Source organism: Stenotrophomonas sp. YJH_SMC_27, from assembly GCF_059369815.1.
Window position 1 is genome coordinate 151,269 of the sequence record NZ_JCAFTA010000006.1, and the last position, 12,474, is coordinate 163,742.

13 protein-coding genes and 1 riboswitch are annotated in these 12,474 nt (G+C 66.7%); of the genes, 8 read left to right on the forward strand and 5 right to left on the reverse strand.

The window, feature by feature from the left end; translation table 11 throughout:
* Positions 1 to 10 precede the first annotated feature (10 nt).
* Together AC5P7R_RS11160 and ettA are read right to left on the reverse strand one after the other, a co-directional pair.
* Entirely contained in the window at positions 11 to 1,327 is a 1,317-nt protein-coding gene (locus tag AC5P7R_RS11160; RefSeq protein WP_019661030.1) for an NCS2 family permease, read from the reverse strand.
* 124 nt (positions 1,328 to 1,451) lie between these two features.
* Positions 1,452 to 3,116 (reverse strand): energy-dependent translational throttle protein EttA, encoded by a 1,665-nt coding sequence (gene ettA, locus AC5P7R_RS11165; RefSeq protein ID WP_005415249.1) that lies wholly within the window; start codon positions 3,114 to 3,116, stop codon positions 1,452 to 1,454.
* A 252-nt stretch (positions 3,117 to 3,368) separates the two neighbouring features.
* Here ettA and AC5P7R_RS11170 point away from each other — a divergent pair, with 252 nt between their 5' ends.
* From AC5P7R_RS11170 to ribD, 6 genes are all read left to right on the forward strand, one after another.
* The gene (locus AC5P7R_RS11170) at positions 3,369 to 3,845 is read left to right on the forward strand and encodes an RcnB family protein (RefSeq protein ID WP_019661032.1); all 477 of its coding nucleotides are present in this window, start codon (positions 3,369 to 3,371) and stop codon (positions 3,843 to 3,845) included.
* A 159-nt stretch (positions 3,846 to 4,004) separates the two neighbouring features.
* Entirely contained in the window at positions 4,005 to 5,258 is a 1,254-nt protein-coding gene (glyA, locus tag AC5P7R_RS11175; RefSeq protein WP_019661033.1) for a serine hydroxymethyltransferase, read from the forward strand.
* Positions 5,259 to 5,324: 66 nt separating this feature from the next.
* Entirely contained in the window at positions 5,325 to 5,744 is a 420-nt protein-coding gene (locus AC5P7R_RS11180; protein ID WP_111096753.1) for a hypothetical protein, read from the forward strand.
* Between the two features lie 27 nt (positions 5,745 to 5,771).
* Complete coding sequence (locus tag AC5P7R_RS11185) at positions 5,772 to 6,221, forward strand: hypothetical protein (protein WP_111098849.1); 450 nt, start codon at positions 5,772 to 5,774, stop codon at positions 6,219 to 6,221.
* Between the two features lie 144 nt (positions 6,222 to 6,365).
* Positions 6,366 to 6,887, forward strand: a complete 522-nt coding sequence (gene nrdR, locus AC5P7R_RS11190) for a transcriptional regulator NrdR (RefSeq protein WP_019661036.1) — start codon at positions 6,366 to 6,368, stop codon at positions 6,885 to 6,887.
* 120 nt (positions 6,888 to 7,007) lie between these two features.
* On the forward strand, positions 7,008 to 8,093 hold the full coding sequence (gene ribD, locus AC5P7R_RS11195; protein WP_188250043.1) for a bifunctional diaminohydroxyphosphoribosylaminopyrimidine deaminase/5-amino-6-(5-phosphoribosylamino)uracil reductase RibD: 1,086 nt from the start codon (positions 7,008 to 7,010) through the stop codon (positions 8,091 to 8,093).
* A 25-nt stretch (positions 8,094 to 8,118) separates the two neighbouring features.
* On the opposite strand, the gene AC5P7R_RS11200 is transcribed toward ribD, so the two are convergent.
* The 3 genes from AC5P7R_RS11200 to AC5P7R_RS11210 form a co-directional block, all read right to left on the reverse strand.
* On the reverse strand, positions 8,119 to 8,505 hold the full coding sequence (locus AC5P7R_RS11200; RefSeq protein ID WP_031270790.1) for a hypothetical protein: 387 nt from the start codon (positions 8,503 to 8,505) through the stop codon (positions 8,119 to 8,121).
* A 134-nt stretch (positions 8,506 to 8,639) separates the two neighbouring features.
* Entirely contained in the window at positions 8,640 to 9,524 is an 885-nt protein-coding gene (locus AC5P7R_RS11205; protein ID WP_021204339.1) for a hypothetical protein, read from the reverse strand.
* 152 nt (positions 9,525 to 9,676) lie between these two features.
* Positions 9,677 to 10,297 (reverse strand): outer membrane beta-barrel protein, encoded by a 621-nt coding sequence (locus AC5P7R_RS11210; RefSeq protein WP_021204340.1) that lies wholly within the window; start codon positions 10,295 to 10,297, stop codon positions 9,677 to 9,679.
* Between the two features lie 187 nt (positions 10,298 to 10,484).
* A riboswitch (FMN riboswitch) is annotated at positions 10,485 to 10,630 on the forward strand.
* A 77-nt stretch (positions 10,631 to 10,707) separates the two neighbouring features.
* Between AC5P7R_RS11210 and AC5P7R_RS11215 the strand changes: the two genes are divergently transcribed.
* Together AC5P7R_RS11215 and ribB are read left to right on the forward strand one after the other, a co-directional pair.
* Positions 10,708 to 11,334, forward strand: a complete 627-nt coding sequence (locus AC5P7R_RS11215) for a riboflavin synthase (protein WP_109815043.1) — start codon at positions 10,708 to 10,710, stop codon at positions 11,332 to 11,334.
* A complete protein-coding gene (gene ribB, locus AC5P7R_RS11220) occupies positions 11,331 to 12,431 on the forward strand; it encodes a 3,4-dihydroxy-2-butanone-4-phosphate synthase (protein ID WP_478436202.1) in 1,101 nt (366 codons plus the stop codon). Before AC5P7R_RS11215 ends, ribB begins: the two co-directional genes overlap by 4 nt.
* Positions 12,432 to 12,474 lie beyond the last annotated feature (43 nt).

Consider the following 12,474-nt stretch of genomic DNA (forward strand, 5'->3'; position numbering starts at 1 on the left):
CAGCCAGGCATCATTCCAGCGCGTAGCGCAGGGTGAACAGCACCGCCACCAGCCACACCGCCGGATGCACTTCGCGCCAGCGGCCGGTGCCCGCCTTCAGCGCGGCATAGGCGATGAAGCCGAAGGCCAGGCCGTTGGCAATGGAGTAGGTGAACGGCATTGCCAGCGCACACAGCGCGGCCGGCACCGATTCGGTCAGGTCGCTCCAGTCCACCTCCACCAGTTCGCGCAGCATCAGGCCGGCCACGAACAGCAGCGCCGGTGCGGTGGCATAGCTGGGCACCATCGACGCCAGCGGCGAGAACAGCAGCGCGGCCAGGAACAGTGCCGACACCACCAATGCGGTCAGGCCGGTGCGGCCGCCCACCTGCACGCCCGAGGCGCTTTCGGCAAAGGCCGTGGTGCTGCTGGTGCCGAGCACCGAACCGGCCACGATGGCGGTGCTGTCGGCCAGCAGCGCGCGGCCGAAACGCTTCTGCGCGCCGGGCAGCTTCAGCAGGCCGGCGCGACCGACCACGCCGTACAACGTGCCGGTGGCATCGAACACTTCCACCAGCACGAACACCAGCACCACCTGCAGCAATACGGCGATCGGCGCACCACCGTCGTGGTGCAGCAGGCCCGGCAGGTCCAGCTGCAGGAAGGTCGGCGCCAGGCTCGGCGGCAGCGAAACCAGGCCCTGGTACTGCACATCGCCCAATGCCCAGCCGGCGCCGGTCACCGCCAGGATGCCGATCAGGATCGCACCACGCACGCGGCGCGCTTCCAGCACCGCGATCAGCAGGAAGCCGGCCAGTGCCAGCAGCGGCGGCGCCGTGTTCAACGGTCCCAGTGCCACCAGCGTATCTTCATTGCCGACAATCACGCCGGATTTCTGCAGCGCGATGATCGCCAGGAACAGGCCGATGCCGGCCACGATGGCCGAGCGCAGCGACGAAGGAATGCCCGATACCAGCCATGCCCGAACGCCGGTCAGTGACAGCACCAGGAACACCAGGCCGGAGATGAACACCGCCGCCAGCGCCTGCTGCCACGGCAGGCCGGCAGCACCAACCACGGTGAAGGCGAAGAACGCGTTCAGGCCCATGCCCGGTGCCATGCCGACCGGGAAGTTGGCGGCCAGCGCCATCACCGCCGAACCCAGTGCAGCAGCCAGGCAGGTGGCCACGAACACCGCGCCGGCGTCCATGCCGGTGGTGCCGAGGATCTCGGGGTTCACGAAGACGATGTAGGACATCGTCAGGAAGGTGGTGACACCGGCCAGCAGCTCGGTGCGCACGGTGGTGCCGTGCTGCTGCAGCTGGAACAGGCGCTCGAACAGGGACATGGGGAATCTCGACCCGTTGGTGGTGGGTACCGACCGTTGGTCGGTACGCCTTGAAGCGTCACCACCAACGGTGGTGACCTACCGAAAGGAGAAAGGCCGCGCGAGCGCGGCCTTTCCGGTTGCCTTACTTCAGCGCCTTGAAGCGCAGGCGCTTCGGCGCAGCGTCGTCGCCCATGCGGCGCTTCTTGTCTTCCTCGTACTCGCGGTAGTTGCCCTGGAAGAACTCCACGTGCGAGTCGCCTTCGAAAGCGATGATGTGCGTGGCGATGCGGTCCAGGAACCAGCGGTCGTGCGAAATCACGAAGGTGTTGCCCGGGAACTCCAGCAGCGCATCTTCCAGCGCACGCAGCGTTTCGATGTCCAGGTCGTTGGACGGTTCGTCCAGCAGCAGCACATTGCCACCCTGCAGCAGGGTCTTGGCCATGTGCAGGCGGCCACGCTCACCACCAGACAGCGAACCGACCATCTTCTGCTGGTCCTGGCCCTTGAAGTTGAAGCGGCCGATGTAGGCGCGCGACTGGATCTCGATGCCGTTGATGTTGAGGATGTCCAGGCCGCCGGCGATTTCCTGGAAGACGTTGTGGTTGCCTTCCAGCTTGTCGCGGCTCTGGTCCACGTAGGACAGCTGCACGGTCGGGCCGATCACGATCTCGCCCGAATCCGGCTTTTCCTGGCCGGTGATCATCTTGAACAGGGTCGACTTGCCGGCGCCGTTCGGGCCGATGATGCCGACGATCGCGCCCGGCGGAATCAGCATCGAGAGGTTGTCGATCAGCAGGCGGTCGCCGAACTTCTTGGAGACGTTCTTGAACTCCATCACCATGTTGCCCAGGCGCTCGCCCGGCGGAATGAAGATTTCGTTGGTCTCGTTGCGCTTCTGGTAATCCTGCGACTGCAGCTCTTCCAGGCGGGCCAGACGGGCCTTGCCCTTGGAACGGCCGCCCTTGGCGTTCTGGCGCGACCACTCCAGTTCCTTCTGGATCGCCTTCTGGCGGGCCTTTTCCTGGTTTTCTTCCTGCTTCAGGCGCTCATCCTTCTGCACCAGCCATTCGGTGTAGTTGCCCTTCCACGGAATGCCGCGGCCGCGGTCCAGTTCCAGGATCCACTCGGCGGCGTTGTCCAGGAAGTAGCGATCGTGGGTAACGGCCACCACGGTGCCGGTGTAGCGCGCCAGGAACTGTTCCAGCCATTCCACCGACTCGGCGTCGAGGTGGTTGGTCGGTTCGTCCAGCAGCAGCATGTCCGGCTTCTGCAGCAGCAGGCGGCACAGCGCCACGCGGCGCTTTTCACCACCGGACAGGTTGGCGATCTTGGCATCCCACGGCGGCAGGCGGAGCGCATCGGCGGCCACGTCCAGCTGGTTTTCCAGGGTATGCGCATCACCGGCGGCCAGGATCGCCTCCAGGCGCTCCTGCTCCTTGGCCAGCGCGTCGAAGTCGGCACCTTCCTCGGCGTAGGCGGCATACACCGCTTCCAGCGCAGCCTGCGCCTGCAGCACTTCGCCCACGCCTTCCTCGACCGACTCGCGCACGGTCTTGTTCGGGTCCAGTTCCGGTTCCTGCGCCAGGTAGCCGACCTTGATGCCCGGCTGCGGGCGGGCCTCGCCCTCGAAATCGGTGTCCACGCCGGCCATGATCTTCAGCACGGTGGACTTGCCGGCGCCGTTCAGGCCCAGCAGGCCGATCTTGGCACCCGGGAAGAAGGACAGCGAGATGTCCTTGATGATCTGCCGCTTGGGCGGGACCACCTTGGACACGCGGTTCATGGTGTAGATGTATTGCGACGACATGAGGTCTCCGTAGGCGCGGCCCTGCACCCGACCCGTCACGGGAACATCCCGTTGCGGCAGCGGGCACAGACTGGAATGGAATACCGCCAATTATAGCCGGAACCGGTTCCGGGCCGCGCCCGGCGCAGGGGCGCCGGCTGGCCGTGGCCTGAATACTGCGTCACAGTCCTGCAGCGGGAAGCGTTTCCAGCCGGAAACGGTTCAGATCGGTTGCGCAATATGGGCTCACCACCACCCAAACAGAGGTCTGACATGCGCATCAATCGAGTAATGGCCAGCGCCGTGGCCTCTGTGCTGGCGCTCGGTGCCGTGGCTCCCGCCTTCGCCGACAACGACCACCGCCGCGGCCACGACCGCCGCGAGTGGCGCGAGGACCGCCGCGAGTGGCGACAGGACCGCCGTGACTGGGAACGCGACCGCCGCGAGGCCCGGCGCGACTGGGAACGCGACCGCCGCGACTGGCACCGCGACCATGACCGCTACTACCGCCCGGCACCGCCGCCGCGCGTGGTCTATCGACCGGCCTATGGCCCGGGCTACGGCTGGAAGGTCGGCCACCGCTACCGCGACTACTACCGTGGCCCGATCTACGTGGTGAACGACTACCCGCGCTACCACCTGCGCCGCCCGCCGCATGGGCACCACTGGATCCGCGACGACCGCGGCAACATGCTGCTGGTGGCGGTGGCAACCGGCATCATCGCCGACTACATCATCAACAGCCGCTGAGCCGGCGGCCACGTCCACGCATGGCGTGGATCCACTGGCATGCACGGGGCCGGATTCCTTCGGAAGTGCCGGCCCCGTCCTTTTCGGCCCCGGCGGGCCGGTGCGGGGCTACAATCAGGGGCTGAGCCGTACCCCTTTCCCTGCCTGCTGGAGTACCCGATGTTCCCGCGTGACGTCCGCATCGAATCCTACGATCCCGAACTGGCCAAGGCCATCGCCGCTGAAACCCAGCGCCAGGAAGACCACGTCGAGCTGATCGCCAGCGAGAACTACACCAGCCCGGCGGTGATGGAAGCCCAGGGCAGCCAGCTGACCAACAAGTACGCCGAAGGCTACCCGGGCAAGCGCTACTACGGCGGCTGCGAATACGTGGACATTGCCGAGCAGCTGGCGATCGACCGCCTCAAGCAGCTGTTTGGTGCCGACTACGCCAACGTGCAGCCGCACAGCGGCTCGCAGGCCAACCAGGCCGTGTACTTCGCCCTGCTGCAGCCGGGTGACACCATCCTCGGCATGAGCCTGGCCCACGGCGGCCACCTCACCCACGGTGCCAAGGTGAATGCCTCGGGCAAGCTGTTCAACGCCGTGCAGTACGGCGTGAACGACCAGGGCCTGATCGATTACGACGAAGTCGAGCGCCTGGCCCTGGAGCACAAGCCGAAGATGGTCGTTGCCGGCTTCTCGGCCTATTCGCAGGTGATCGACTGGGCGCGCTTCCGCGCCATCGCCGACAAGGTCGGTGCCTACCTGTTCGTCGACATGGCCCACGTGGCCGGCCTGGTCGCCGCTGGCGTCTACCCGAGCCCGCTGGAACACGCCCACGTGGTGACCTCCACCACCCACAAGACCCTGCGCGGCCCGCGTGGCGGCATCATCATCGCCAAGGGCGCCGACGAAGACCTGGTCAAGAAGCTGCAGTCGATCGTGTTCCCGGGCATCCAGGGCGGTCCGCTCATGCACGTCATCGCCGGCAAGGCCGTGGCCTTCAAGGAAGCGCTGGAACCGGCCTTCAGGACCTACCAGCAGCAGGTGGTGAAGAACGCCCAGGCGATGGCCAACACGCTCATCGCGCGCGGCTACAAGATCGTCTCCGGCGGCACCCAGAACCACCTCATGCTGGTGGACATGATCGGCAAGGACGTGTCCGGCAAGGACGCGGAAGCCGCGCTGGGCAAGGCCCACATCACCGTCAACAAGAACTCGGTGCCGAACGACCCGCGTTCGCCGTTCGTGACCTCGGGCCTGCGCCTGGGTACCCCGGCGGTGACCACCCGTGGTTACGTCGAACAGGACTGCGTGGACCTGGCCAACTGGATTGCCGACGTGCTCGATGCACCGAACGACGACGCTGTCATTGCCCGCGTGCGCGACGCCGTCAGCGCGCAGTGCCGCAAGTACCCGGTCTACGGCTGATCGAAACAGGGGTCGGATCCCTTCCCGCAGGGCAGGGCTCTGACCCCGGCATTGCAGCGATCGCGCATGGATGAGCGCCGCCTCAAGTACCTGTACGCCACCCTGGCCGTGCTGTTCGGCCTGCCCAGCCTGGTGGCCGGCGGCTTTGCCGCACTGATGCTGCTGCTGACGGGGCTGGGCCAGTTCGGCCATGGCACGCTGGCTGCGGTGACCGTGATGCCGCTGTGGGGCCTGGCCGGCATTGCCGGCTGCCTGGCTTGGTTGTGGCTCAGCGCCGGGTATCTGCTGCAGGGGCGTGCCGGGCTGCAGGTGCATCGCCTCTGGTGGTGGATGCTGCTGGCCGGCGGTCTTGCCGCCGTGCCCCCGCTGGGGCTGGCGCTGTGGTGGAGCAGCACCGTCCACGCCGAAGGCATCGCCCTGCTGCTGTTGGGCCCGTCGATGCTGGTGCCGGCTGCGATGCTGGTGTGGATCAAGCGCCGGGCATGACGTGGCCCATGGAAGGACATCGAACGCATGGATGAGCGCCTGCACAAGCGCTGGATGGCGATCGCCGGCCTGCTGGTGGGCCTGCCCACCGTGGCGGCAGGCGGCACGGGTGCCGTGCTGGGGCTGATGGCCGTATGGGACGGCAAGTACCTGACGGGCGACGAGTACACGCTGTTGCTGCTGTGGTCGTCGGCCGGCATCATCGGCCTGCTGTCGTGGCTGTGGCTGAGCGGGCTGTTCCTGTGGCGCGGTGTTGCCGGCCTTCGCCAATCACCGGTCATGGCCTGGGTCGGCCTGGCGTTGGGTGGCTTGGCCGCGTCGGGCGTGGTCGTCGCCACGCTGTACTCCACGATCAGCAATGGCGAGATCTCGACATTGGGCTTCCTCGGGTTTGGCCCGCCGCTACTGGTGATGTCCGGGCACTTGGCGTGGCTGCGCTGGGCACGCATGGCATCGCCGCCACCCGGACCCGGTTGAGCCGGGCATCCGAACTCGCCGGACACGCCGGGTAGCCAGAATGCAGGCGCTTCCGCGCGGGCAGCATTTGCTGCGGCGCCCTTTCTCAGGTACCTTTGCGACGCTGCCATGACCATGGCAATTGCTCCCTGAGCCAGGCGTTCCATGCATTGCCCCTTCTGCCAACATGCCGATACCCGGGTCATCGACTCGCGCGTCTCTGAAGACGGCGCGACGATTCGCCGTCGGCGGGAATGCGAAGCCTGCGGCGAGCGCTTCAGCACTCTGGAAACGGTCGAGCTGAAGCTGCCGGCCATCGTCAAGAGCGATGGCACCCGTGAAGCGTTCGACCAGCGCAAGGTCCGCGCGGGGTTCGATCGCGCGCTGCAGAAGCGCGCGGTGCCCGAAGAAAAGATCGAAGCAGCGGTACGTGCGGTGGTGCACCAGCTGCGTATCAGCGGCGAGCGCGAAGTGCCCTCGATCAAGGTTGGCGAGTTCGTCATGAACGAACTGCGCAAGCTCGACCACGTGGGCTACGTGCGCTTCGCTTCGGTGTACCGCAGCTTCGAGGACGTGGCCGATTTCCGCGAGGAGATCGAGAAGCTCGAGCGCGAGCTGCCGGCCAGTACCGAACAGCTGCAGCTGCTGGGCGATGTGATTGCCCTGACCAAGAAAAAGAAAGGCTGACTGCCTCTGCCTTGGGGGTGCCAACCTTGGTGGGCACCGGTGGCCGCATTCACTGGTGGGTGCCAACCGTTGGTTGGCACTGACGGCTTGGATCCACACCGGCGGCGTTACCATGGCCGCATGACCACCCCGTTCTCCGTCCTCGACCACCTGCACATGGCCAACGCACTTCGCTTGGCCGAGCGTGCCGCCTACACCACCCGTCCCAATCCGATGGTCGGCTGCGTGATCGCCCATGGCGAACGCGTGGTCGGGCAGGGCTGGCACCAGCGCGCCGGTGGCCCGCATGCTGAAGTGTTCGCGCTGCGCGAGGCCGGCAGCGACGCCCGTGGCGCCACCGCCTACGTCACCCTGGAGCCCTGCGCGCACTACGGGCGCACGCCACCGTGTGCGCTGGCACTGATCGAAGCGGGCGTGTCGCGTGTGGTCGCGGCGATGCGCGATCCGTTCCCCAAGGTCGATGGCGGTGGCTTCGATCTGCTGCGCAATGCAGGCATCGACGTCGCCGAAGGGCTGATGGCGGCACAGGCGCGCGAGCTCAACAAGGGTTACCTGTCGCGCGTGGAGCGCAATCGCCCGTGGCTGCGGGTGAAGCTGGCCGCCAGCCTGGATGGCCGTACCGCGATGGCCGATGGCAGCTCCAAGTGGATTACCGGCCCGGCCGCGCGCGAAGACGTGCAGCACTGGCGCGCACGTGCGGGTGCGATCCTGACCGGCGCCGACACCGTGCTGGCCGACGACCCGATGCTGACCGTGCGCCTGGCCGATATTGAGGTGATGCCACCGCTGCGCGTGGTGCTCGATTCACGCCTGCGCTCGCTGGAATGCAGCCGCGTGCGCGAAGGCGGGGCCCCGACGCTGTACCTGCACGATGCGGCGGTGAGCGCGCCGGATGCGGCCGACGCCGAATTCGCCAGCGTGCCCAGCGCAGAGGGACGGTTGGATCTGGGCGCGGTGCTGGCCCTGCTGGCCGAACGCGGCATCAACGAAGTGCATACCGAAGCCGGCGCGACGCTGGCCGGTGCCTTGCTGCGCGGCGGCTGGGTGGACGAGCTGCTGCTGTACCAGGCCCCCACACTGCTGGGCGACGGCGGACGCCCGTTGCTGACCGGCCTCGGCATCGATGCCATGGACCAGCAGCGCCGCCTGCGGGTGGTTGACCAGCGCCAAGTCGGCGAGGACATCAGGCTGCTGCTGCGGCCGTGAGGGAATGGCGGTATCTCCGGCGTCGTCAGGTGCCCTTGTCCTCGTCCTCGTCTTCGTAGGCGGGGCACTGTTCTTTCCACTGCTGCTTCCACAGCACGTGCAGGTCGCGGCAGTAGGCACTGAGCGCTTCCCCCGCCAGCTCTGTCGACTTCGACCGTAGTCTGCGGCGGCTGATGCCGTCGTCGTACTCGTCCGGCAGGACCGTCGGTGCACATCGATCGTGGTACTGCAGGAACGCGCGGCAGTCGTCGTTCTCGCTCAGCTGTGCATCAATGTCCCTGTCACGTAGCTGGTTCGACTCGAAGGCAACCGATGGGCGGATGATGAAGGTCTTGGGCCTGTACGCTTCGGCCTGCCCACACACCATCAGCGCCAGCAGCATGACAGTAGTCGACGTCGTACGATGTTTCATGCGGTTGCCCCGGTGGAAGAGGGCAACAGCATTGACCATGCAGGCCGCGCAAGGCCATGCAACGGTTCTGAAAGTGCGCTCGCCGTTGCCGCAGGTAACGATGAGCCGAGCGTGGGCTCGGCTCTATACGTGGCTTACGCGCACTCGTCGGTCCACATCATTTCGGCGATCGGGCGCAGCGCCTTGCACTCCTGCGTCATCTCCTCGGCCGATTGCACCTGCGCCTTGGCCTTCAGTTCCTCGGCCATCGCATCCACGCCGCTGATCTGGTCCGGCGCGATCTTCGCTACGCAGGCGCGGTGCTGCTGCAGCAGCAGGTCGCAGCCCGGTACGCCGGTTACTTTCGGCGCGCTGGCGGCCTGTGCATCCTGCATCCAGTCCTCGAACGGCGCCAGCGCACCGGCTACGGTTCCCACCAGATCGTCAAAATTACCGCTGTACCAGTAGCCGTTGTCCTTGGCCGGGTACAGGGTGAAGGTGCCGTTGACCGGCACGCGCATGCCACTCAGCAGTGCCTGGGTATAGGCATCGGTGAACTGCTTGCGCGCGGCCGGGCTGGCGTCAGACGCGAGGCTGGCGGCAAACAGCGGGCGGACCTTGCCCAGGTCGGGCAGCTGGCAGTTGTAGGTGATCCGCGCCAGTTTCTGGTCTTCAACGTACTCGTTGTCTTCGATCACGCTCTTGGTCGCGCGGCACTTCGAATCACGCAGCGCCTTGGCATACAGCGCTTCGGTGGCCGCAGCGTCGACCTTGGCGCCGGTGCTGGCCAGTACCGTCTGCCAGGGTTCGGCCAAGGCCTTGGCCAGCGCACCCGGGTTGGGGGTCACGGCATCCTGGCCCTCGAACGCCGGCTTCAGTGCGTCGTTGAGCGTGCGCGTGGCGGCCGCGTCGTCCTCCAGCAGCACGCGTGCATACAGGTCGAAGGCCTGCTCGGGCGTCAGTTGGGCCGGTGCCGCGCTGGCAATCAGCGGGGCGCACAGCAGCACGCTGGCCAGAAGGGTACGGGTGGGGGTCTTCATGACGGTGTTTTCCTGTTCCAGAGGCGCGCAAGCCTAGCGCATCCAGCACTACTTTCGATGGCGGCCAGAGGTCACATGGCGGTGTACCCCGGCCAAAAAAACGGGCCCCTTGCGGGGCCCGTTCGATCGCACGACGAGGAGCGATCGTTGGATCAGAAGCTGGCGCGGACGCCGGCCGAGTACTGGGTGACGTCGCGGTAGCCGGAGATCTCGCCCACCAGACCCCAGGTCCTGGTGAAGTTGATCTGGCCGCCGACGGTGCCGACCCAGGTGCCCTTGAAGTTGTTGCCGCCGTCCATGTAACCGGCCTTGACCCAACCTTCGGTCATGCGCGACGGCTTGCCACGGATACCCAGGGTGACGCGGCCCAGGTTGGTGTGATCCTTCTGGCTGAAACGCAGGCCGTCGTAGCGGACGGTGGCTTCGGCGTTCTGGCGCACCCATGCGGCATCGGCGGTGAAGTCCAGGCGGTCGGTCCACGGCATGTGGTAGCCGATGCCGAGCTCCGGCTGGTTCAGTTCCAGCTTCAGCGAATCATTGCCGTAGTGATTGGTCTTGCTGGTGCGCGACCAGCCACCGAACACGTAGACCTGTTCGGCGATCGCCACGGAACCACGCAGGTAGCCGCCGTCGACCTTGGGGTCGTCCAGTGCGTTGTCGTCAACCTTGACCTGCGTCCAACCGCCTTCGACGTAGGTGTAGCTCAGGGCGTCGGCCGAAGCCGAGAGCGGGGCGGCGGCCAGCAGGGCGGCCACGATCAGCATCTTGCGCATGGGAATTCCTGTGAATTTCAGTCCATTGGCGGGCCAGCCCTCTCGGCTACCCGTGGGCGACCTCATGTCGTCCGCTGCGAATTTTAATGAAAGTTTTACAAATTGCGAGCGACGGCCGTCACAGCTGTGGCATCCAGCCCCGTTCAGCCCGGGCTGGTACACTGGCCACGCCGGTTCGCCGGTACACAAACGTCTTCAGGGCGGGGTGCAACTCCCCACCGGCGGTAGGTGCGCAAGCACGAGCCCGCGAGCGCTCCGGCCCACGGCCGGGGGTCAGCAGATCCGGTCCAATGCCGGAGCCGACGGTCATAGTCCGGATGAAAGAAGACGGTGCCACAGGGCCTTCGCGGCCCTGCGCCCGCCTGTTTGCCTTGCGGCGTTTTTCGCTCACTTTTCGCGGAGAACGTTTCTTGTTTACTGGAATCATCGAAGGCGTCGGCCATCTGGCCGCACGCGAATCCATCGGCGGCGATGTCCGCTTCACCTTCAATGTCGGGAATCTGCCGTTCGACAACGTGCAGATGGGCGAGAGCATTGCCATCAACGGCGTCTGCCTCACCGTCATCGCATTCGACGCCAGCAGCTTCCAGGCCGATGCCTCCACCGAGACCCTGGGCCTGACCACGCTGGGCCAGCTCGGCGAGGGTGCGGTCATCAACCTCGAACGCGCCATGCGCCCGACCGATCGTCTCGGCGGCCATCTGGTCAGCGGCCACGTCGATGGTCTCGGCCAGGTGCTGTCCGTCCACGAAGACGCGCGTGCCCAGCGCTGGCGCTTCGCCGCGCCGGCCTCGCTGCGCCGCTACATCGCCAAGAAGGGCTCGATCTGCGTGGATGGGGTCAGCCTGACCGTCAACGAAGTGGACGATGAAGGCTTCGAAGTCGCCCTCATCCCGCATACCGTGGCCAACACCGCGTTCTCCGCCGCTGGTGTGGGCAGCGCGGTCAATCTTGAAATCGATCTGGTCGCCCGCTATGTCGAGCGCCTGATCAGCGTGCCGGCCAACGGTCAGCACCCGCAAGGAGATGCAGCATGAATTTCGCCCCTATTCCGGAAATCCTGGAAGACATCCGCCTGGGCCGCATGGTGGTCATCGTCGATGACGAGGACCGCGAGAACGAAGGCGACCTGATCATGGCCGCCGAGCTGGTCAAGGCCAGCGACATCAACTTCATGGTCACCCACGGGCGTGGCCTGGTGTGCCTGCCGCTGAACCGTACCCGCGCCGCCGATCTGGGCCTGGCGCCGATGGTGCAGGCCAATACCGCGCAGTTCCAGACCAACTTCACGGTCAGCATCGAGGCCGCCGAGGGCGTCACCACCGGCATTTCGGCACACGACCGCGCCCATACCATCCGTACCGCGGTGAAGCCCAACGCCAAGCCGTCGGACCTGCACCAGCCGGGCCACATCTTCCCGCTGATTGCCCAGCCGGGCGGCGTGCTGACCCGCGCCGGCCACACCGAAGCCGCGGTGGACATGGCCATGCTGGCTGGGCTGGAGCCGGCCGGCGTGCTGGTGGAGATCCTGAACCCGGATGGCAGCATGGCGCGCCGCCCGGAGCTGGAAGTGTTCGCCCGCGAGCACGGCCTGAAGATGGGCTCCATCGCCGACCTGATCGCCTACCGCCTGGCCACCGAAAAGACCGTCGAGCGCGTGGATGAGCGCGAGATCGACACCGAGTTCGGCCCGTTCAAGCTGGTGACCTACCGCGACCGCATCGCCCACGACCTGCATTTCGCCCTGGTCCGCGGCACCCCGGATGCGGACACCCCGACCCTGGTGCGCGTGCAGGTGGAAAACCCGCTGGCCGACCTGCTGCATTGGCGCCGGGATGATTTCGGCGTGGCCGCCACCGACGCCCTGCGCGCGATCGACGCCGAGGGCGCGGGCGTGATGGTGGTGCTGCAGGCCCCGCGCGACGGTGAAGCCCTGCTGGCCCGCCTGCGCCAGCAGCCGGCGCCGGTGGTGCCGGGCAAGGACAAGGACGTGAGCCAGTGGCGCCGCAATGGTGCCGGCGCCCAGATCCTGTCGGACCTGGGCCTGGGCAAGCTGCGCGTGCTGGGCACCCCGCGCCGCCAGATCGGCCTGGCCGGGTACGGCCTGGAAGTGGTGGAGACGGTCACTCTGTAATGGGTAGTGCCGGCCGCTGGCCGGCAACCGCATTCCCTGGGAT

Bases quoted from the DNA above. Each gene is read 5' to 3' on its own strand.
- ribB (WP_478436202.1), top strand. From the start codon at position 11,331: ATGAATTTCGCCCCTATTCCGGAAATCCTGGAAGACATCCGCCTGGGC.
- AC5P7R_RS11200 (WP_031270790.1), bottom strand. From the start codon at position 8,505: ATGAAACATCGTACGACGTCGACTACTGTCATGCTGCTGGCGCTGATG.
- ettA (WP_005415249.1), bottom strand. From the start codon at position 3,116: ATGTCGTCGCAATACATCTACACCATGAACCGCGTGTCCAAGGTGGTC.
- AC5P7R_RS11160 (WP_019661030.1), bottom strand. From the start codon at position 1,327: ATGTCCCTGTTCGAGCGCCTGTTCCAGCTGCAGCAGCACGGCACCACC.
- AC5P7R_RS11170 (WP_019661032.1), top strand. From the start codon at position 3,369: ATGCGCATCAATCGAGTAATGGCCAGCGCCGTGGCCTCTGTGCTGGCG.
- AC5P7R_RS11185 (WP_111098849.1), top strand. From the start codon at position 5,772: ATGGATGAGCGCCTGCACAAGCGCTGGATGGCGATCGCCGGCCTGCTG.
- AC5P7R_RS11210 (WP_021204340.1), bottom strand. From the start codon at position 10,297: ATGCGCAAGATGCTGATCGTGGCCGCCCTGCTGGCCGCCGCCCCGCTC.
- glyA (WP_019661033.1), top strand. From the start codon at position 4,005: ATGTTCCCGCGTGACGTCCGCATCGAATCCTACGATCCCGAACTGGCC.
- AC5P7R_RS11205 (WP_021204339.1), bottom strand. From the start codon at position 9,524: ATGAAGACCCCCACCCGTACCCTTCTGGCCAGCGTGCTGCTGTGCGCC.
- ribD (WP_188250043.1), top strand. From the start codon at position 7,008: ATGACCACCCCGTTCTCCGTCCTCGACCACCTGCACATGGCCAACGCA.
- nrdR (WP_019661036.1), top strand. From the start codon at position 6,366: ATGCATTGCCCCTTCTGCCAACATGCCGATACCCGGGTCATCGACTCG.
- AC5P7R_RS11180 (WP_111096753.1), top strand. From the start codon at position 5,325: ATGGATGAGCGCCGCCTCAAGTACCTGTACGCCACCCTGGCCGTGCTG.